The 19,733-nt window shown below is 63.5% G+C and carries 19 protein-coding genes; 6 read left to right on the forward strand and 13 right to left on the reverse strand.

All coding sequences use genetic code 11. From position 1 onward, the window contains the following. Nucleotides 1-4 precede the first annotated feature (4 nt). From L630_RS0115445 to L630_RS0115455, 3 genes are all read left to right on the forward strand, one after another. Entirely contained in the window at nt 5-913 is a 909-nt protein-coding gene (locus L630_RS0115445; RefSeq protein ID WP_024849146.1) for a cation diffusion facilitator family transporter, read from the forward strand. 405 nt (nt 914-1,318) lie between these two features. Then, the gene (locus L630_RS0115450; protein WP_024849147.1) at nt 1,319-2,089 is read left to right on the forward strand and encodes an SDR family oxidoreductase; all 771 of its coding nucleotides are present in this window, start codon (nt 1,319-1,321) and stop codon (nt 2,087-2,089) included. Further along, nucleotides 2,086-3,009 (forward strand): 2-dehydro-3-deoxygalactonokinase, encoded by a 924-nt coding sequence (locus L630_RS0115455; protein ID WP_024849148.1) that lies wholly within the window; start codon nt 2,086-2,088, stop codon nt 3,007-3,009. The genes L630_RS0115450 and L630_RS0115455 overlap by 4 nt, the downstream gene beginning before the upstream one ends. Here L630_RS0115455 and L630_RS0115460 read toward each other — a convergent pair. The 8 genes from L630_RS0115460 to L630_RS0115495 all read right to left on the reverse strand — a co-directional run bounded on the left by L630_RS0115460 (nt 2,988) and on the right by L630_RS0115495 (nt 9,983). Continuing rightward, nucleotides 2,988-3,521 carry a gluconokinase gene (locus L630_RS0115460; protein ID WP_034330536.1) on the reverse strand — a complete coding sequence of 178 codons (534 nt, stop codon included), beginning with the start codon at nt 3,519-3,521 and terminating at the stop codon, nt 2,988-2,990. The two genes, L630_RS0115455 and L630_RS0115460, sit on opposite strands and share 22 nt — an antisense overlap. A 1-nt stretch (nt 3,522) precedes the next feature. Further along, entirely contained in the window at nt 3,523-3,843 is a 321-nt protein-coding gene (locus L630_RS0115465; RefSeq protein WP_024849150.1) for a hypothetical protein, read from the reverse strand. Nucleotides 3,844-3,856: 13 nt separating this feature from the next. Further along, nucleotides 3,857-4,621, reverse strand: coding sequence for an amino acid ABC transporter ATP-binding protein (locus L630_RS0115470; RefSeq protein WP_024849151.1), 765 nt, complete (start codon nt 4,619-4,621; stop codon nt 3,857-3,859). Nucleotides 4,622-4,647: 26 nt separating this feature from the next. Then, nucleotides 4,648-5,448 carry a transporter substrate-binding domain-containing protein gene (locus L630_RS0115475; RefSeq protein ID WP_024849152.1) on the reverse strand — a complete coding sequence of 267 codons (801 nt, stop codon included), beginning with the start codon at nt 5,446-5,448 and terminating at the stop codon, nt 4,648-4,650. A gap of 35 nt (nt 5,449-5,483) precedes the next feature. Further along, on the reverse strand, nt 5,484-6,140 hold the full coding sequence (locus tag L630_RS0115480) for an amino acid ABC transporter permease (protein ID WP_024849153.1): 657 nt from the start codon (nt 6,138-6,140) through the stop codon (nt 5,484-5,486). A 10-nt stretch (nt 6,141-6,150) separates the two neighbouring features. Beyond that, a complete protein-coding gene (locus L630_RS0115485) occupies nt 6,151-6,822 on the reverse strand; it encodes an amino acid ABC transporter permease (RefSeq protein ID WP_024849154.1) in 672 nt (223 codons plus the stop codon). 195 nt (nt 6,823-7,017) lie between these two features. Then, nucleotides 7,018-8,037: a LacI family DNA-binding transcriptional regulator gene (locus tag L630_RS0115490; protein WP_024849155.1), complete on the reverse strand. Its 1,020-nt coding sequence runs from the start codon at nt 8,035-8,037 to the stop codon at nt 7,018-7,020. 152 nt (nt 8,038-8,189) lie between these two features. Next, complete coding sequence (locus L630_RS0115495; RefSeq protein WP_024849156.1) at nt 8,190-9,983, reverse strand: feruloyl-CoA synthase; 1,794 nt, start codon at nt 9,981-9,983, stop codon at nt 8,190-8,192. Between the two features lie 116 nt (nt 9,984-10,099). Here L630_RS0115495 and L630_RS0115500 point away from each other — a divergent pair, with 116 nt between their 5' ends. Further along, the gene (locus L630_RS0115500) at nt 10,100-10,870 is read left to right on the forward strand and encodes a crotonase/enoyl-CoA hydratase family protein (protein ID WP_034330539.1); all 771 of its coding nucleotides are present in this window, start codon (nt 10,100-10,102) and stop codon (nt 10,868-10,870) included. Nucleotides 10,871-10,878: 8 nt separating this feature from the next. Beyond that, complete coding sequence (locus tag L630_RS22245; protein ID WP_024849158.1) at nt 10,879-11,349, forward strand: MarR family transcriptional regulator; 471 nt, start codon at nt 10,879-10,881, stop codon at nt 11,347-11,349. On the opposite strand, the gene L630_RS22920 is transcribed toward L630_RS22245, so the two are convergent. Then, the gene (locus tag L630_RS22920; protein WP_144704579.1) at nt 11,346-12,257 is read right to left on the reverse strand and encodes a LysR family transcriptional regulator; all 912 of its coding nucleotides are present in this window, start codon (nt 12,255-12,257) and stop codon (nt 11,346-11,348) included. The two genes, L630_RS22245 and L630_RS22920, sit on opposite strands and share 4 nt — an antisense overlap. A gap of 127 nt (nt 12,258-12,384) precedes the next feature. Between L630_RS22920 and mdlC the strand changes: the two genes are divergently transcribed. Then, on the forward strand, nt 12,385-15,489 hold the full coding sequence (gene mdlC, locus L630_RS23550; RefSeq protein ID WP_198019551.1) for a benzoylformate decarboxylase: 3,105 nt from the start codon (nt 12,385-12,387) through the stop codon (nt 15,487-15,489). 144 nt (nt 15,490-15,633) lie between these two features. On the opposite strand, the gene L630_RS0115525 is transcribed toward mdlC, so the two are convergent. The 4 genes from L630_RS0115525 to L630_RS0115540 form a co-directional block, all read right to left on the reverse strand. Then, on the reverse strand, nt 15,634-16,929 hold the full coding sequence (locus L630_RS0115525) for a TRAP transporter large permease (RefSeq protein ID WP_024849160.1): 1,296 nt from the start codon (nt 16,927-16,929) through the stop codon (nt 15,634-15,636). Next, nucleotides 16,926-17,426 (reverse strand): TRAP transporter small permease, encoded by a 501-nt coding sequence (locus L630_RS0115530; RefSeq protein WP_024849161.1) that lies wholly within the window; start codon nt 17,424-17,426, stop codon nt 16,926-16,928. The genes L630_RS0115525 and L630_RS0115530 overlap by 4 nt, the downstream gene beginning before the upstream one ends. A gap of 93 nt (nt 17,427-17,519) precedes the next feature. Beyond that, nucleotides 17,520-18,536, reverse strand: a complete 1,017-nt coding sequence (locus L630_RS0115535) for a TRAP transporter substrate-binding protein (protein WP_024849162.1) — start codon at nt 18,534-18,536, stop codon at nt 17,520-17,522. A gap of 49 nt (nt 18,537-18,585) precedes the next feature. After that, nucleotides 18,586-19,602, reverse strand: coding sequence for a TRAP transporter substrate-binding protein (locus L630_RS0115540; protein WP_034330541.1), 1,017 nt, complete (start codon nt 19,600-19,602; stop codon nt 18,586-18,588). Nucleotides 19,603-19,733 lie beyond the last annotated feature (131 nt).

Here is a 19,733-nt window from a genome sequence, read left to right on the forward strand (position 1 = left end):
AGCCATGGAAGCCAAGCGACGGGTTAGGCGGCTTGCCGCCTGGTCGATCTTCATCGCCTTTGCGGTGATGGCGCTCAAGTTCGTCGCCTGGCAGATGACCGGCTCCGTCGCGCTCTACTCGGACGCGCTGGAGTCGATCGTCAACGTGATTGCGGCATCTGCCGCGTTCTGGGCCATCTCGGTCAGTCAGAAACCGGCTGACCAGGACCACCAGTACGGCCACCACAAGGCTGAGTATTTTTCCGCCGTGCTCGAGGGCGTGCTGATCGTAGTCGCGGCGCTGCTGATCCTCGCCGAGGTTTGGCGTACCTTCCAGAACTACGCGCCGCTGGAGCATGCCTGGCAGGGCTTTGCCGTCAACGCGCTGGCCGCCGTCGTCAACGGGGTGTGGGCGACGATGCTGATCCGCACCGGCCGCCGTCACAAGTCGCCCGCGCTGGAAGCCGACGGCCGCCACATCATGACCGACGTGGTCACCTCATTCGGCGTGCTGGCGGGTCTCATTGGCGCCGTGCTGACTGGCTGGTACATCCTCGATCCGCTGCTGGCGATGCTGGTGGCGCTCAACATCCTCTACCAGGGCTGGAAGGTCATCACCTCGTCGCTGGACGGGCTGATGGATCGCGCGGTACCGCTGGAAGAACATTTGCACATCCGCGATGTCATCTCGGCTAATTCAAAGGGCGCGCTCGAGGTGCATGACCTGCGCACTCGCATGGCCGGTCGCGCGACCTTCATCGAGTTCCACATGGTCGTAGAGTCGGAAATGACCGTGGGCGAAAGCCACGCCATCTGCGACCGCATCGAGGAAGCGCTGCACAACGAGATCCCGTCCGTGCGCGTTGTCATCCACGTCGAGCCGGACGACGAGGCCAAGCTGCCGGTCGGTACGGCGGCGGTACCGTTCGCGTAGGGTTGGATTTGCGGGCACGACTTGGGGCGGACCGCCTGGAGACGCGACCCGTTTGGCGCTCGGGAATCTGAAGACTTCACGGTCTGCGGGACACAGCCCCCTCCGTCGCCTTCGGCGACACCTCCCCCACTTCGTAGGGGAGGATCTTCGGGCAGCGCAGGTGAGGACGGTGGTGAGTCGACGTCAGGCAGGCAGAATTCCGAACCACAGATCAGGACAACCACAGAGCTGCTCAAAACCGCGACCTTGGATCCCCCATTTACGGGGCGAGGGGGACCTGCGAAGCCTGGTGGAGGAGGCTGCATCAGCAGCCTCCAAGAAAGGCCAGCGGCACAGCGCCAGTTTACTTGCTAAGCACCCGAAACCTCGTCATCCTCCCCCTCCTGCGAGGAGACGGGAGGAGCCATGAAGTTTTCCGCGACGTTTCATGATCTGGCCGGCAAGTCGGTCTTCATCTCCGGCGGCGGCTCAGGCATTGGCGAATATCTGACCGAGGGGTTCATTGCTCAGGGCGCGGACGTTGCCTTCGTCCAGCGCTCGGACGCCACAGAGCTCTGCGACCGGCTGGAAAAGAACTATGGCTCGCGCCCGCTCTTCATCAAGTGCGACGTGACCGACATTCCCGCGCTGCAGGACGCGATCGCACAGGCCGCCAGGGCCAATGGCGACATCAACGTGCTGGTGAACAACGCCGCGTGGGACAACCGCCATCCGCTCGACGGCTTCACGGTCGAGGAGTGGGACTACATGCAGGCGGTGAACCTGCGCCACTACTTCTTCGCCATTCAGGCCGTGGCGCCGGGCATGCGCAGGGCGGGCGGCGGGACGATCGTCAACTACTCCTCGATCTCCTACATGATGGGCAACGGCGCCTATGCCGCCTATACGGCCGCCAAGGCCGGCATCACCGGCATGACCCGCGGCCTCGCGCGCGATCTTGGCGGCGACAACATCCGCGTCAACGCGTTGATGCCCGGCTGGGTACTGACCGACCGCCAGCGCGAACTGTGGGTCGACGAGAAGTCGCTCAAGGCGCATATCGACCGCCAGTGCCTCAAGCTCGAAATCCCGCCCGAGGCGATGGTCGAGCCGACGCTGTTCCTCGCCTCGGCCGCCTCTACCGTGATGACTGGCCAGGCGCTGGTCGTTGACGCCGGCGTGGTGGTGACCGGATGACGCCGTTCATCGCGGCGGTCGACTGGGGGACCTCATCGTTTCGCCTATGGTTGCTGGATGCCGACGGGCAGGTGATTGCGGAGTCCCGCAGCGACGAAGGCATGATGAAGGCGCGGGACATTGGCTTTGCCTCCGTGCTCGACCGGCATCTCGACGACGTCTCCGCGCCGGCCGAGCTTCCCGTCGTCATCTGCGGCATGGCGGGAGCCAAGCAGGGCTGGCGCGAGGCGAACTATCTCGAGACGCCGGCGGCGCTGAAGGAACTGGTTGAGAACTCGGTAAGAATCGGCGCGAAGCGGCCGATCCACATCCTGCCCGGCATTTGTCAGCGCGATGTGCGGTATCCGGATGTGATGCGCGGCGAGGAGACACAACTTCTCGGCGCGGTGGCTGAGGGAACGCGCTCTGGCCTCGTCGGCATGCCCGGGACCCATTCGAAATGGGTGCAGCTGGACGAGGGGAGGGTTACCCGGTTTTCCACCTTCATGACCGGCGAGCTTTATGCGGCCATTGCCGGCCACACGATCCTGAAACTTGCGCTCGCCGATCAGCCGGATGCGTCTCCGGACGCCCAAGCGTTCAGCCGTGCGGTCCTGCGGGCGATGGAAAATCCCGAGCAGGTGACCGCGCGCCTTTTCTCCATCAGGTCCGGTCCGCTACTTGGGTTGGCGGAGGCGGCGGAAGGCGCCGCAAAGCTGTCGGGCGAACTGATCGGGCTGGAGCTTGCGGGTGCGAGGGCGCAGTTCGGCCGGGTGGAGGCGGTGACGCTGGTGGGAGCGGGAAAGCTCTTCGAGCTTTACCGCGCGGCACTGGAAGCCGCCAGCATGAAAGTCCATCCCGTCGATGCCGATGCGGCAGTTCGCGCCGGGCTGCTTTCAGCGGGGACGGCGTTGTTCGGTCAGGCAGTCGCCGGCGCGTAGCGCGCGGTGACTTCACGCACCAGCTGCTTGATCGGCCGGGTGGCATCGAGCGAAATGTGCGCTTCGTCGACTGTCGGCGGCTCCAACGTCGCGAACTGGCTGTCGACGAGGCTCGCCGGCATGAAGTGGCCGGGGCGGTTGCTGACGCGCCGCCAGGATTCATCGCGGCTCAGCACTAGGTGCACGAAGACGATGTCGGGCGCGAAGCTGCGAAGGCGATCGCGGTAGATCCGCTTCAGCGACGAGCAGGTCGCGACCACGCGCCTGCCCGCGGCAATCTCCTCGGCGACCGAGCGCCCGATCGTGTCGAGCCAGCCGGCGCGGTCGTCGTCGGTGAGCGGGGTGCCGGACGCCATCTTGGCGACATTCGCGGCCGGATGCAGGCTGTCGCCCTCAATGAAAGTAGCTTTGAGAGCCTTCGCAAGCGCGCTACCGACGGCGGTCTTTCCGCAACCGGTTACGCCCATGACGATGAAGGCGGGACACTTCGTTGAAGGTGCTGCAGACTCCATTTTACTGGACGACTTCGAAGACGTGGTGGTGAATGCGACCGTCGAACATTGTCATCAATTCGCCGGTAACACCACGGCTTTCAAAGCGGATCGGCGCCTCGAGCGCCTTTGCAAGCGCAGCCTCGTCGTCGAACGCCATCGTCAGCGTCAGCGGGAAGGAGGGAGCTCCTTCGTCGCGGTCGATGGCGAACAGAACGCGGAGCTCGCGGATGCCGGGGAACTGCTTCCACATCGGGATGAGGCGTTCCTCAACGAAGGAGCGAAACTGTTGTTCGCGTCCGGCGTGAATCTGGCCCTCGAAAAGAGCCTGGCGGATGAGCATGATCTGATGCGCCTTATACGTGGGAGATCTGGCCGAGGAAGGTGCGCGTGCGCTCCTGCTTCGGATTGGAGAAGAACTCCTCCGGCTCGCCGACCTCGACGATTTCGCCCTGGTCCATGAAGATCACGCGGTCGGCCACCTTGCGGGCAAAGCCCATTTCGTGGGTCACGACCATCATCGTCATGCCTTCGGTGGCAAGGTCGATCATGGTGTCGAGCACTTCCTTGACCATCTCGGGATCGAGGGCGGAGGTCGGCTCGTCGAACAGCATGATCTTGGGGTTCATGCAGAGCGCGCGGGCAATCGCCACGCGCTGCTGCTGGCCGCCGGAAAGCTGGGCCGGGTATTTGTCGGCCTGCTCGGGGATGCGAACGCGGGCGAGATATTTGCGGGCGGTCTCCTCAGCCTCGGCCTTGGAGATCCCACGCACCTTGATCGGCGCCAGCGTGCAGTTTTCCAGCACGGTCATGTGCGGGAACAGGTTGAACTGCTGGAACACCATGCCGACGTCGCGGCGGACCTTCTCGACGTTCTTCGGGCCGGCGGTGAGCTCGATGCCGTCGACGAAGATCTGGCCCTTCTGGACCGTCTCAAGCTGGTTGACGCAGCGGATCAGCGTCGACTTGCCCGAGCCGGATGGGCCGCACACGACGATCTTCTCGCCGCGCGCGACATCCAGGTTGACGCTCCTGAGGGCGTGATAGTCGCCGTACCACTTCTCCACGCCCTTCATGCGAACAGCGGGCATGTCTGCGCCGTTAGTGTTTGTCGCGGACATAACCCGCTCTCCTCTTCTGGCCAGACTTACTCGGACTTCTGCAGGAACTCAGGCAGCGGAGCCTGGACCCACTTCTCGTGGAGCTCGTTCAGCTTGCCGTTTTCCTTGTTCTTGGTCAGGAACGCGTTGATGAATTCCATCAGCTCGGTCTGGCCCTTGCGGGTTGCGATGCCCTGGCTCTGCTGGCGCAGCGACATCTTGACGTCGAAACGGCCCGGAGCGGCGGTGTCGAGCTGCGAGACGACGACGTTCGAAGCGCCCATCAGCGGAACCTGACCCGACAGCAGGGCCTGAACGGCCGAGGCGTCGTCATCGAAGCGCTGGATGTTGGTGCCTTCCGGCGCGATCGCGGTGACCGAGGTGTCCTGGGTCGAGGCGCGCGCGACCGCGATGTTCTTGCCGGCGAGGTCGGCGGCTTCCGTCACCTCGGTGTTCACGTCGCCGTAGACGAAGATCTCGATGCCGGCATAGCCCTGCGAGAAGTCGACCTGCTCGGCGCGCTCCGGCGTAATGCCGAGCGAAGCGACGAGGATGTCGACCTGGCCGGAAAGGAGGTACGGGATACGGTTCGGGCCGGTCACCGGCACGAGGTTGACCTGCACGCCCATCTCCTCGGCCAGCAGCTTGGCGACGTCGGCGTCATAGCCGTCCGGCTGGCCCTGGTCGTTGATGATGCCGAACGGGGCGAAGTCGACGAGCATGCCGATGTTCACCGTGCCGCGCGACTTGATCTCCTCAACAGTCTGCGCGGAAGCACCCGAAGCGAGCGCGCCCAGGCTGAGCGCGGCGCCGAGCGCCAGACCGGCGATCTTCCCGAAAATGTTCATTGTGGTTTCCTTCCCTATTGTAACTCAGGTTCTCGTCAGCGACGCGTTGTTGCTGCGAAACGGTTCTCCATGCGGCGGGCGTAGATCGACAACGGCCAGCACAGGATAAAGTAGATCACGGCGACGAGACCGAACACCTTGAACGGCTCGAACGTCGCGTTGTTGATGATCTGGCCAGCGCGGGTGAGCTCCACGAAGCCGATAATCGAGGCGAGCGACGTGCCCTTGATCAGCTGCACCAGGAAGCCGACCGTGGGCGCAACAGCGATCTTTGCGGCCTGAGGCAGGATCACCGACTTCATGCGGTCGTAGTAGGACAGGCCGAGCGCCCAGGAGGCCTCTGCCTGGCCGCGCGGGACCGCCTCGATGCAGCCGCGCCAGATCTCGCCGAGGAAGGCGGAAGCATGCAGCGTAAGCGCGAGGCCGGCGGCCAGCCACGGATTGATGCCGACACCGGAAATGTTCAGGCCGAAGAAGACCAGGAACAGCTGCATCAGCAGCGGCGTGCCCTGGAACAGGCGGATGAAGCCCATGCAGAGGTTGCGCAGGATCGGGTTCTGCGAGACGCGGCCGAGCGCGATCAGCAGGCCGCCAACGGCGCCGCCGGCAAAGGCGACGGCCGAGAGCAGAATTGTCCACTGAACCGCGGAGACGATGAACCAGAACTCGGTGGGGCCGAAGGGACGGATCATAATTTTCTCCCTATCGGGCCATCGGGTAATTGAAGGCCCAGCGCTGGATCATCGAGAACAGGCCGGAAAAGGCGAGTGCGAGGACGAGGTACATCGCGGTGATGACCAGGTAGACCTCAAAGGCCGCGAAGGTCTGCGACTGGATGTTGTTGCCCGCAGCCGCAAGGTCAGTCGCGGAGATCACCGAGACGACGCTGGATGACAGCATCAGGTAAATGAACTGGCTGGTCAGCGCCGGATAGATCGTGCGCAGCGCCGGCTTCATGATGATGTAGCTGAAGATCTGCGCGCGGCCGAGGCCAAGCGCGGTGCCTGCCTCAACCTGACCGCGGTTGATCGACTCGATGCCGGCGCGAACGATCTCAGTCGCGTAGGCGCCGACATTCACCGTCAGCGCGGTCAGCGCCGCGACATTCGGGGACAGGCGGATGCCCAAAGTCGGCAGAGCGAAGAAGATGAAGAAGATCTGCACCAGAAACGGCGTGTTGCGGATCAGCTCGATGTAGCAGTCGATGATGAAGCGCAGCGGCTTCGGACCTGCCGTCTTGCCGATTGCGCAGGCAATGGCGACGATCGTGCCGAGGATCATCGCGCCGAACGAAAGTTCGACCGTCACGAGTGCGCCTGCAAGCAGCTGATCAAAGTTGGCAAAGACGGGTGCGAATTTGAACTGGTAGCCCATGACGAACCTCCCGGGACATCCGCCATGCGGAACGGCCTCGTCACGCCATTGGTTGGCGCGTTTAGATCGATCTAAGTGTCAAAACATTTTCGAGTCAAGCGAAGTTGTGCCGGCTTCGGCCTTACGTTTCGTCGGTTCCTGGGGATGATCTGCCCGTGGGGTGAAGCAGGCCGGGCGGCTTATCGCGTTGAAAAGTCACGCGTCGGCGAAGTCGCGCACCGGACCGCACGAGCCGCGCTGGACGAAATAGGTTGGCTCGACTTTTGTGAGGAATTCCGCGTCCGGCTGCTGGATTCGGCGCAGGAATAGGTTCGCCGCGCTCTCTCCCACCTTGAACGGTTCGGTCGCGACGGAAGCGAGTCCCGGAATCACGAGATCGGTTTCGGCGACATTGTCGAAGCCGATTAGCGACACGTCGCGGCCTGGCATGACGCCAAGGTCGCACAGGCCGCGATGGAGGCCGAGCGCCAGCACGTCGTTGTGGCAGAGGAGGGCCGTGGGCCGGATGCGCTGGTTCATGATCTCCGGGACTGCCATGCGAGCGGCTTGGTGGGTGGATTCGAGATGCCGGACGAACAGCGGCTCCAGTCCTCGCGCGGACATTGCCTCGCGGAACTTGGCGAGACGTTCGGTGTGGGCGGAGTGATAGAGCGTGCTGGCGATATAGCCGATCTTGCGGTGGCCGAACTCGTAAAGGCAGTTGACGGCCTCGTGCATGCCATCGTGCTGGTCCATGCCGGAATAGTCGGTCACAGTTCCGGGCACGGCGCGCAACGTTTGGATGATCGGCATGCCCCACTTCAGAGCATCCTCGATGAAGCGCTTTTCGGTGCCAGCCGCGGGGCAGACGATCAGACCGTCGACGCCATGCTCGCGTGCTCGCCCAACGAACATGTCCTGCTTGACCGGGCTGTCGTAGGAATTTGCCAGGATGACGGCGAAGCCTGCCTTTTCCAGCACCGACTCGATGCCGGACAGGAGCACGGCGAAGAACGGGTTGGTCAGGTTGGGAATGATGACGCCGACGGTCTGGCTGCGCGAGGCGCGCATGCGCGCGGCGCCGAGATTATAGACGTAGCCGAGTTCGGCGATCGCCTTCTCGACCGCTTCGCGAGTCGCGGAGCTGACGAGCGGGCTATTGCGGACGACGAGCGACGCGGTGGCGCGGGAGACACCGGCATGCCGTGCTACATCAAGAAGTGTGACCCGCTTCATCGCCAGCTTCGTTTAGATCGATCTAATCGATTTTGTAACGGCAAAGCAGAACGCCGTAAAGGGCGGCTGTCCCTGACCGGGCCGGTCGCAACGCGAAAGGCGCGCCGCAACGGCGCGCCTTTGAAATGGGTCGACAGACTCCGCAGGCCTTATCAGACCGAGATGACGCGGTCCGAGCCAGCGTAGATTTCCTCGACCAGATCGGCGCGATTGCGCAGCACCGCGCGCTGGTTGATCGAGCCCTTATCGGTGACCTCGCCAGCCGCCATCGACGGCGGCTCCTTCGCGATGATCATGCGCACAACGCGGTTGGACGAGCCGGAGGACCTTTCAGCAAGCGAGACCAGCTTCTCGCGCAGCTTTTCCCGCAGTGCCGCATCGTCGGCAAGATCCGGGTCGCGGGGGAAGACGATCGCGCCGAGATATGGCTTGTCGGGGGCCGTCAGAGCAACGTCCCGGATCAGCTCGCCGAAATGGTCGATGATCTGCATGCGCAGCGCACCAGTCGATACCCAGGTGCCGGTATCGAGCTTGAAGTTTTCCGCGGTGCGGCCGTCGAACTTGAAGCCCTTGGAGAAATCGTCAACGTCGATCGGGAGCAGCGCGTCACCGAGGCGATAGAAACCTTCTTCGTCGAAAGCGTCGGCGGTCAGCTTCTGCTGGCGCCAGTAGCCCGGCGTGATGTTGTCGCCCTTCACGCGTGCATCGTATTTGCCTTCATAGGTCACCAGCTTGAGCGTGACGCCGGGGACGGGCAGGCCGACGTTGCCGGCGCCTTCCTGCGGCCAGGTGCAGAACAGAGCCGCAGGAGCCGTTTCGGTCGCGCCGAGGCCCGCGCCAATCAGCACGCGTCCGCCGGTGGTGTCGACCGCCAGCTGCTCAAGCGCTTCCCAGCTTGGCTGCGACAACGAAGCGCCCGCGTACCAGAGCATGCGCAGGTTCCTGAAGAAGTTCCGGCGCAGCTCCACGTCCTTCTGCAGCTCCGGGATCAGCATGTCGAAGCCGGTCGGAACGTTGAAGTACCAGGTCGGTGACACTTCCTTGAGGTTGCGGACGGTCTTGCCGATCTCCGCCTTGGTCGGGCGGCCGTCGTCGAGATAGAGCGTGCCGCCGTTAGTCATGACCATGTAGAAGTTCTTGTTGCCCGCAGCCGTGTGGTTCCACGGCGCCCAGTCGAGCAGGACCGGGGGCTCCGTCTTCATGAAGGAGAAGGCCTGGCGGATGGCCGCCTGGTTGGCGCAGATCATCCGGTGGGTGTTGATCACCGCTTTCGGCGTGCCAGTCGAGCCCGATGTGAACAGGAACTTTGCGATCGTATCGCCGGTGATTTCCGCGTTGGCGGCGTCCACAGCATCGGTCGGCTCGGTCTTCAGCAGATCCGCAAAGGGAATCGCGCCCTCCGTCGCCTCATCGGCGATGAACGGAATGTCGGGAACGGTTGCCTTGATCGCCGGCGCGAACGCGCGCGCGTCAGCAGCGTAGACCATGCCCGGAGTGATCGAAGCGAGGACGTCCTTCAGGCGCGTATAGTCGCCGTTCAGCGAGTACTGCGGGGAGAGGGGAGCGTAGGCGACACCGGCATAGACGGCCGCGAGGCCGAGCGTCGCATGTTCGATGTCGTTGCCGGAGAGGATCGCCAGCGGCCGCTCTGCCGACAGGTTCTTGTCGAGCAAGTACTGCGCGATGCGGCGCACGCGTTCCAGCATTTCGCCGTAGGTGATGGTGCGCCAGCCGTTGCCGCCCTTGCGGTCGGCGATGAAGACGCGCTCCGGCGTCTCCTTCGCGTATTTCTCAAGTGCGTCTGTAACTCGCGTCGGATAGCTCGGCTGTGGCATCCGGTCGGTGACGTAGATCGTGCCGTCCTCCTTGACGGTCACAACCGGCGAGTAGGTGTGAAACTCCACCGGGCGCATAGGCGCGCCCTTCCAGTCCTGTGAGTAGGACATTCGGCCTCCCTGATCCTCTTCCCAATGGCGCACAAATTGTCGCCTACCCTTGCGGGTCCTATCTGATATGATGCATAACTGTTTACTCGGAAACAAGAGTGCATTTGGAGGAAGACATGGCGTTTGTGGAATATAGCATCGAGGACGGGATCGCGCGGCTGACGCTGACGCGGCCGGACAAGCGCAACGCCATGAACGATCAGATGCTGGCCGACCTCGAGGTTGCGGTGGATCAGGCGGCCTCCGAGGCGCTGGCGGTAGTGATCTGCGGGGAGGGCGATCACTTCTGTGCCGGGCTCGATCTTGCCGAGCATTCGTTGAAGACCGCGATCGAGGGGATCGACGGTTCGCGTAATTGGCACCGCGTGTTTCAGAAGATCCGCGGCGGCCGCATTCCCTATTTCGCGGCGCTGCACGGGGCAGTGATCGGTGGCGGCCTCGAGCTCGCCTCGGTCGCGCATGTGCGCGTTGCCGACCGCACCGCATTCTTCGCCCTGCCGGAAGGCCAGCGTGGCATTTTCGTCGGCGGCGGCGGTTCCGTGCACACCTCGCGCATCATGGGCGTGCCGCTGATGACCGACATGATGCTGACTGGCCGGGTGCTCGACGTCGATGAGGCGCGCCAGGCAAACATCGTCACCTACGTCACGCCTGCTGGTGAGGCGCTGGCAAAGGCGACCGAGCTCGCGAAGAAGGCAGCCACCAACGCTCCGCTTTCCAACTACGCGGTCATCAACGCGCTGCCGCGCATCCGCGACAGCGGGTACGATGAAGGCCTGTTCTTCGAATCGATGATCGCCGCCTTCACGCAGACGACGCCGGAAGCCCATGAGCGCCTGCGCGCCTTCCTCGAAAAGCGCGCCGCCCGCATCGCCCCAAAGGAATAATCCCGTTCATGCCCGGGCAAGACGCACTCGCGGAAGCCGAGCTCACCCTCGGTGAGATGGAGGCTTCTGCGAGCTTCATGCTGCGAATTGCAGAGCTCGTGGCCTATGACGCGGTGGCGTCCCTGCAGGGCGACATCGACCTCAGCCTGCCGGAACAGACGGTGCTCATCGCAATTGCGATGAACCCGGAAGCGCGGCAGGGTTCTGTGGCGGATCTCCTGCGGATCCGCTGGCCGAACATGACGAAGATGGTCGCTAGGCTGGAGAAGAAGAAGCTCATCTCCCGCCGGGTCTCGCCCGAGGATCGTCGCGTCGTCACGCTGTCGCCCACGGAAGAAGGACGGGCGCTGGCGGAGCAGCTGCGCACGCGGCTCGTCAACGACGATCGCCGCGCGCTTGCCATGCTGAACGATGCCGAGCGCGAGCAGCTCGTGTCGCTGTTGCGCAAGGTGATCGGCTGGGGTGTAAGCGGCGACTAAGCGCTCTCGGGCAAAGCCAGTTCGCGGATTGCCTGCACGAGTATGCTGGCCGGAGGCGGTACGATTCCCTTGCGGCGACGGTAGATGCGAAACGAGCGCTGCCACTGCAGCTCCGGAACGGCGATCTTCACCAGACCCTCGCTGCCATGCTCGTGCGGCATCCGGGGTTCCGGAAGCCAGCAGAGCAGGTCCTGTATCTGTGCCGCCGAGCGGATCACGCCGATCGAGCGTGAGGCGATGGCCGGCTGGCGCGGCTCGATCCCGCGATTGTGGAAGCGCCGGTACCATTCCTTGGCGATCGGCGTTCCCATTGGCGGCAGCACCCAGTCGGCTTCCGCGACTTCCTCCAGGCTGACCTGCTCGCGACCGGCGAGCGGATGCGACGGCCGCGCGTAAACGTGGACGTCGTCCTGCAATGTGTCAGGCGTCGCCAGCGTTATCTCGTCGTCGGCGTAGGGCTCCGGCGATATGGCAATGTCGATGTCGCCGCTCTTCAGGCCCTCGAGCAGAAGATCCTCCATCTCTTCGACGATCTGGAACCGCACGTCCGGATGCTTTTCCCGCATCCGGGCAATGGCGGTGACGATGAAGCTCGGCACGACGCTCGCCACGCCACCGATGCGTACGACGCCCCGGCTGGCGCCCCGCATTTGACGGATCAGGTCTTCAGCGTTGGCGACTTCCGAGACGACCAGCCGTGCATAAGGCAACAGCGCCTCGCCATAGACGGTTAGCACCACGCCGCGGGTGGTGCGCTCGAACAGCTGAACACCGTAGCTTGCTTCAACCAGTTTCAGCGTCCGTGTCAGTGCGGGCTGGGTCATGTTGAGGGCTATCGCCGCGCGGCCAAGGCTGCCGTGGCGGGCGCATTCGAGCAGGACTGAGGCGGAGCGAACATCCAAAGTCATAACTGATCGTAATGACTTTGCGCAGATTCTGTAAATAGCGGTAAAGGGCGGTGCGTGCGATACTTTCACTTGGGGGTGTCCAACCTGGGGGCAGGCGGATGCTCTCCACGATTTTTGGGAGGAAGCAATGAACAAGATGAGCCAGGACTTCCTGGCATCGTCGACGGCTATCCCTGACCGGACGGTCAGGGATGCTGTGTTCGACTTCCTGCGCGCCAAGGGTATGACGACCATCTTCGGCAATCCCGGTTCGACGGAGCTGCCGATGTTCGTCGACCTGCCGAAGGATTTTTCCTACGTCCTCGGCCTGCAGGAGTCGATCGCGCTGGCGATGGCCGATGGCCATGCGCAGGCGTCGCGAAAGCCCGCCTTCGTCAACCTGCATTCCAGCGCGGGCCTCGGCCACGCGATGGGAAATCTCTACACCGCCTTCCGCAACCGCACGCCGCTGATCGTGACGACGGGCCAGCAGACGCGCGACCTGCTGCCGTTCGATCCGTTCCTCGGCAATGACGCGCCGGTGGAGTTCCCGAAGCCGTACGTGAAGTGGGCGATCGAACCGGCCCGGCCGGAGGATGTGCCGGCAGCGATTGCCCGCGCCTATCACATGGCTTTGCAGCCGCCGATGGGGCCTGTGCTTGTGTCGGTACCGCTGAGCGACTGGGACAAGCCCTGTGCGCCGGTGGTGGAACGCGAAGTCGATACGGTTATCGCGCCGAACCCGGCGTGCCTCGACAAGGTTGCCGAGGCGATCAACGACGCGCGCGAACCCGTCATTGTTGTCGGTGCTGGCGTCGACATTGACGGTGGCTGGGATGCGGTGGTGCGGCTTGCCGAAACGCTGCAGGCCAAGGTCTGGGTGAGCCCGCTGTCTTCGCGCTGCAGCTTCCCGGAGCGGCATCCGCTGTTCGCCGGTTTCCTGCCGGCGCACCAGCCCGCACTGTCGCGCTGCTTCGGCAACGCCGACTACGTGCTGGTACTCGGCGCTCCGGTCTTCACCTATCATTTCCCGGGCTCGGGGGATCACCTTCCGGCAGGCGCGAAGCTGTGCCAGATCAGCGACGACCCTAAGCAGGTCGCCGCGGCTGCGGTTGGAACCGCTCTTGTGGCGAACACGCGGCTGGCGGCCGAAGGGCTGCTGGCACGGGTGAAAAGGCGGCCGCAGCGGGCGGAGCCGGCTCGCGTCATCCGGCGGGTGCCGGTGACCAAGCCGATCTCGCAGGCGCTGCTGATGCAGACGCTTGCCGACGTTCGTTCGCCCGACAGCATCATCGTCGAGGAATCGCCCACGGCACGTGACCCGATGCATGATCATCTGCCGATCGAGCGGCCGGCGGGCTTCTTCACCACCGCCAGCGGCGGCCTCGGCTACGGCCTGCCGGCGGCGGTTGGTGTGGCGCTGACTCGGCCAGATCAGCCGGTCATCGCCATCATCGGCGACGGATCGAGCCTCTATGCGATCCAGTCGCTTTGGTCAGCGGTTGACCAAGATGTCGATCTGCTTGTTGTGATCCTCAACAATGGCGGCTATGCCGCGCTCAAAGGAATTGCAGGCAAGACAGGTGCCGGCAGCGTCGACGGTGTTGATATCGGCCATATCGACTTCGTTTCCATTGCTCAGGCGCAGGGCTGTAAGGCGCAGCGCTGCTCGGACGGAACCCAGCTTGAATCGTGCCTTCGCGAGATGCTCGCCCAGAAGGGCTCGCGCTTGCTCGAGGTCATCCTGAAAGAGGAAGAAAAATCCATGAACATCGTTGCGCAGAATGCCGTTTCAGGCACCGGCAAGGACTGGCGTCCGAAGACTCCTGAAAAGCTGTTCATCGCCGGCAAGTGGGCGGACTCCTCGTCCGAACACAAGCTCGACGTCATCTCGCCGGTGACCGAGGAAAAGCTGTTCAGCTATCCGGAAGCCGGTCCGATGGACATCGACCGTGCCGTGTGGGCGGCCCGCGACGCCTTCGACAATGGCCCGTGGCCGCGCATGGCTCCGGCAGAGCGCGCGGTCTACCTGCGCAAGGTCGCCGACATCATCACCCGGCGCCTCGACGAGATCGCCTACGCGTGGACGTATCAGGTCGGTGCGCCGATCATGCTGACCAAGAAGCTGGTCGGTCAGAACGCGATGCTGTTCAACTACTACGCCGACCTGATCGAGACCTACGGCTTCGTGTCCGAGCGTCAGCGTGACGATGGCGGCAAGGTGCGCGTCGTGCGCGAGCCGGTTGGCGTCTGCGCGGCGATCACGCCGTGGAACGCGCCGATGGTGCTTCTGTCCTACAAGATTGCCGCTGGCCTCGCCGCTGGCTGCACGTTCGTCGCAAAGCCGTCGCCGGAAACGCCGCTCGAAGCCTACATCCTGGCCGAGGCGATCGAGGAAGCTGGGCTGCCCGCTGGGGTGTTCAACCTTGTTCCGGCCGGCCGTGAGGGCGGCGACTATCTCGTCCGCCACAAGGGCATCGATAAGGTTGCCTTTACCGGCTCGACCGCAGCGGGCAAGCACATTGCTGCCGTCTGCGCCGAGCGCCTTGCCCGCGTCAGCCTGGAGCTAGGCGGCAAGTCGGCTGCTGTTCTTCTCGATGATGCCGACTTCACCAAGGCGCTGCCGAGCCTGATGGTTTACACCATGCCGATCACGGGCCAGGTCTGCTTCTCGCTGACCCGAATTCTGGTGCCGGAAAGCCGTAAGCAGGAATTCGTCGACCTCTATGTCGGCGCGGTGAAGAACATCAAGGTTGGTGATCCGTTCGACCCGTCGACGCAGATGGGCCCGCTCACGATGGGCCGCCAGCGCGCCCGCGTCGAAGGCTACATCGCCGCCGGCCGTGCGGAAGGTGCGAAGATCGCCTGCGGCGGCGGACGTCCCGCCGGCTTCGATAAGGGCTACTACGTCGAGCCGACCGTTTTCGTTGACGTCGACGCACACATGAAGATCGCCCAGGATGAGATCTTCGGCCCCGTCGTCTCGATCATCAGCTACTCGGACGAGGAAGACGCGGTCCGCAAGGCCAACAACTCCGACTACGGCCTCAACGCCTCGGTTTATGCCGCTGATCCGGAGCGCGGCTACGCGATTGCCCGCCGCATCCGCTCGGGCAACGTCACCGTCAACGGCATGATCGTCGACCCCAAGCAGCCGTTCGGCGGCTTCAAGCAGTCGGGTGTCGGCCGCGAGGGCGGCCCCGAAGGCCTCGACAACTACCTCGAAGTGAAGACCATCCACTTCGCAGGATAAGGCTCAAAGGCCAGAACCAAACAAGGAAAGCCGCCGGAGAAATCCGGCGGCTTTCCTTTTTCCGGCGAGTTTCTTGTCGGCGGGCTGGCAAAGAAAAAGCCCCGAATTTTTCCGGGGCTTTCCGTTTTAACCAGGCTGACCGGATCAGCGCATCGTGGCCGGAAGCCAAAGGACGATCGCCGGGAACAGGATCATCAGCGCCATGCGGATGATGTCTGCGCCGATGAATGGCATCACGCCGCGATAGATCGTCGTCAGCTTCACTTCCTTCGCGATCGAATTGATGACGAAGACGTTGATGCCCACTGGTGGACAGATCATGCCGAGCTGGCAGGACGTCACAAGGATGATGCCGAACCAGATCGGGTCGAAGCCGAGGTGGACGATCACCGGGAAGACGATCGGCACGAACAGGATGATCATCGCCATCTCGTCCATCAGCGCGCCGGCGATGAAGAACATGATGAGGATGAGGATCAGCGTACCGTAGGCCCCGAGATCCATGTCGATCAGGAACATGGTGAGCTTCTGCGGCGCCTGGGTGATTGCCAGGAAGTAGCCGAACAGCACCGCACCGATGAGGACGGTGAAGATCGACACCGACGTGCGCAGCGATTCGACAAGGCTGTCGATGATCTGCTGCGTGTTCAGGCGGCGACGGATGATGCCGATGACCATCGTCAGGAATGCGCCGACCGCGGCAGCCTCCGTCGGGGTGGCGATGCCGAGATAGATCGCGCCGATGATGGCGATGAACAGCACGACAACCGCCCAGATCGGGAGGAGGGAGGCGAACGCTTCGCGCAGGTCGAACTTCTTGCCCGACGGCAGGCCTCTGTGATGAGCGACAAGAACCGCAGCCATGTACATGACGGTGGCAAGGATGCCCGGGATGATACCCGCCACGAACAGGCGGCCGACGTCAGTCTCGGTCAGATAGCCATAGATGACCATCACCACCGACGGCGGGATCAGGATGCCGAGCGTGCCGCCAGCGGCAATGACGCCGGTGGACGTGCCGTCATGGTAGCCGACCTTGCGCATCTCCGGCAGGGCGATGCGGGTCATGGTGGCGGCGGTCGCCACGGAGGAGCCGCAGATCGAGGAGAAGCCGGCGCAGGCTGCGACCGTGGACAACGCAAGGCCGCCACGGAACTGGCCGAGCCAGGCATTTCCGGTACGGAAGAGTTCGCGGGAGATGCCCGAATTGGTGGCAAAGACGCCCATCAGCACGAAGAACGGAACCAGGCTCAGGTTGAAGTCGGTGATCGTGCGAACAGGGGAGGTGGTCAGAAGATTCAGAGCGGGATTGATGCCGCGGATCGCCCCGAAGCCCACAACACCCACGATACCCATGGCGATGCCGATCGGAACGCGTAGTCCCATCAGCACAAACATGCCCACGAAGCCGAGAACGGCGACCCAGTCTGCGTAGCTCATAGGCCAAATCCCTCGCCCTGGTCTTGTTCACCCTCTGACGGGCGACGGAAAATCGAAAATGCAACGGTGAACACGCTGAGCGCGCAACCGACCCAGATCAGCAGCAGGAACGGCCAGACGGGAATGCGCAGGTCGAAGGTCGCCTCGTTGCTCGCAAAGGCGCTTGTCACGCGGTAGTAGAGCATCCACGCCAGGGCGATGGTGAAGCCGAGCAGGACCAGCCAGGCGAAGAAGTCGATGGCGCGCTTGGCCTTTTCGCCGACCATCTCATGAACGAGGTCGACGGCGATATGGCCACCACGGTAGCCGACGGAGGCCAGGCCCCACATGACGCAGGCGCCGATCAACAGGCGCGAGACGTCAAATGAATCCGGTATTGGCCAGGAAAATAGATAGCGACCTGCGGTCGAGGCGACGATCAGCATCATGACCAGCCCGAGCAGGATGGCTGCCACTGTATCGACGGCGCCGCAAAAGCGTTCCACCTTGCGAAGCATGATTGCCTCCAGTTTGGAGTTCTGAGATTCAATGAGGCGGGCGCCAGAGCGCCCGCCTGATGATGTGCACCGCCTGGCCGGTGAGGCGGGCGGTTACTTCACGCGCGAGTCGTGCTTGTCGAGGATCTCTTCGAGACGAGCCCAGGCGGCATCGGCATCGACACCGGCCTTGGTGGCCTCTGCCTTCCACTCGCCGCTCAGCGGTGCGGCGGCCTCGATCCAGAGGTTGAGCTCCTCCTGGGTCGGCGCGTAGAGGGTATGACCCTCGTCGATCATGCGCTGGCGACCGGCAGCCTCAGCGTCGACCCACTTCTCGGCCATCTTCTCAGCCCACTCCGAGGTGCAGTGGTCGTCGATGACTTTGCGGTTCTCCGGCGACATGCCGTCCACCACCGACTTGTTGAAGACGAAGGCAAACACCGTCACGTAAAGCGGGATGTCGAGGTGGTGCTTGACGAGGTCCTGCGCGCCAAAGGTGTAGATCGAGTTCCACGGCGACGCCGTCATCTCGGCAGCACCACGGGCGATCAGTTCACGCATTTCCGCGGCACCGGCGAAGACCGAAGCCGCACCGAGCGAGTTGAGCATGCGTGCCATGGTACCGTGCGCCGGGCGGATGTTCTTGCCCTTCAGGTCGGCCGGCACCTTGATCGGGCCGTTGACACCGTGGATCGTGCCCGGGTCGTGGAGATGCGTCATGCAGAAGTAGACGTCGTTCATCTCCTTGCCGGCGTACTCGCGGTACCACTCGTCATAAGCGCGCGAACCCGCCTTGCCATTGTTGATGGTGAAGGGGATTTCGCCCGCCGAAATGATCGGGAAGCGGCCCGGCTGGTAGCCCGGGTTGATGAAGGCGATGTCGACGACGCCGTCGCGCGCCATGTCGTAGTGGTCGGCTGCGGCGCCAAGCTGCTGGGCCGGGAAGATATTGATCTCGATGCGGCCGTTGGAGGCCTGCTTGATCGACTCAGCCCAGGGCTCCATGCCACCTGGCTGGAGCGGGTGCTGTGCACCCACCCAATGCGACAGCGAAAGCTCGACTTCCGCTGCCTGAGCGGTGGCCGCAATGGCGGCGATGCCCACCGATGCCAGCAATGTCTTGAAGTTCATATGTTCTCCTCCTCGAACAATATGGTTGTCGGGCCCGGATCTCCCCCGATCACTGAGCCAGCGAATCGTACTTCTTCAGCGTCTCGACGAGGCTGTTCCAGATGGCGTCGGCGTCGAGGCCCTTGGCGCTGACGGTTGCATGCCACTCGTCCTTGAGCGGAGCGGCAGCGTCCTTCCAAAGCTGAACCTGCTCTGGCGTCGGGACGTGAAGCGTGTGCGCCGAGTCGGCTGCGATCTTGTCACGGCCGGCTGCTTCCGCGTCGGTCCAGCCGCTGGCAATGCGTTCTGCCCATTCCGGCGTGCAGTGATCGTCGATGACCTTGCGATCTTCCGGCGACAGGCCCTCGACCTTGGCCTTGTTGAAAATGAAGGCGTTGATCGAGAAGTAGAACGGCATGTCGAGATGGTGGAAGACGACGTCGTTCGCGCCGAAGGTGTAGAGCGAGTTCCAGGGCGACTGCGTCATGTCGGCGGTGCCGCGGGCGAGAACTTCGCGCATTTCGCCGGCCGGGACCTGCACCGATGCGCCGCCGAGCAGGGAAACGAAGCGAGCTTCGGTAGCGTTGGCCGGGCGGACGTTCTTGCCCTTGATGTCCGCGGGGACGATCACCGGCTCCTTCGAGTGGATGGTGCCCGGATCATGCGAGATCGCCATGCAGAAATAGGTGTCACCCATTTCCTGCTCGGCATACTGATCGTACCACTCGGTCAGAGCACGGATGCCGCCGCGGGCATTGGCGAACAGGAACGGAATTTCAGCTGCGGCCATGACCGGGAAGCGGCCCGGCTGGTAACCCGGGTTGATGAAGCCGATGTCGACGATGCCGTCGCGGGCCATGTCATAATGGTCGCCTGCGGCGCCGAGCTGCGATGCCGGGAAGATGCTGATCTCAATGCGGCCGTTGGACGCCTGCTTGATCGATTCGGCCCACGGCTCCATGCCGGTCACCTGCAGCGGGTGGGTACCCGGTACCCAGTGCGAAAGCGTCAGCTCTACCTCTGCAGCCGACGACGGCAGGACGAAGGCCGCAGAAAGTGCCAGCGCCGCCAATGTGCGTGTATACATGAATGCCTCCCAATACGGTCGAACGCGCAAGTGACCTCAACCCCCGCGCCCGTTTCCTCACGTATACAGTAACATCATAAATGTCGGTCCGAAACAAGCTGGGGCAGGCGCTAAACGCGCCCGGAATCCCA

Source organism: Aminobacter sp. J41, from assembly GCF_000526635.1.
GTDB lineage: Bacteria > Pseudomonadota > Alphaproteobacteria > Rhizobiales > Rhizobiaceae > Aerobium.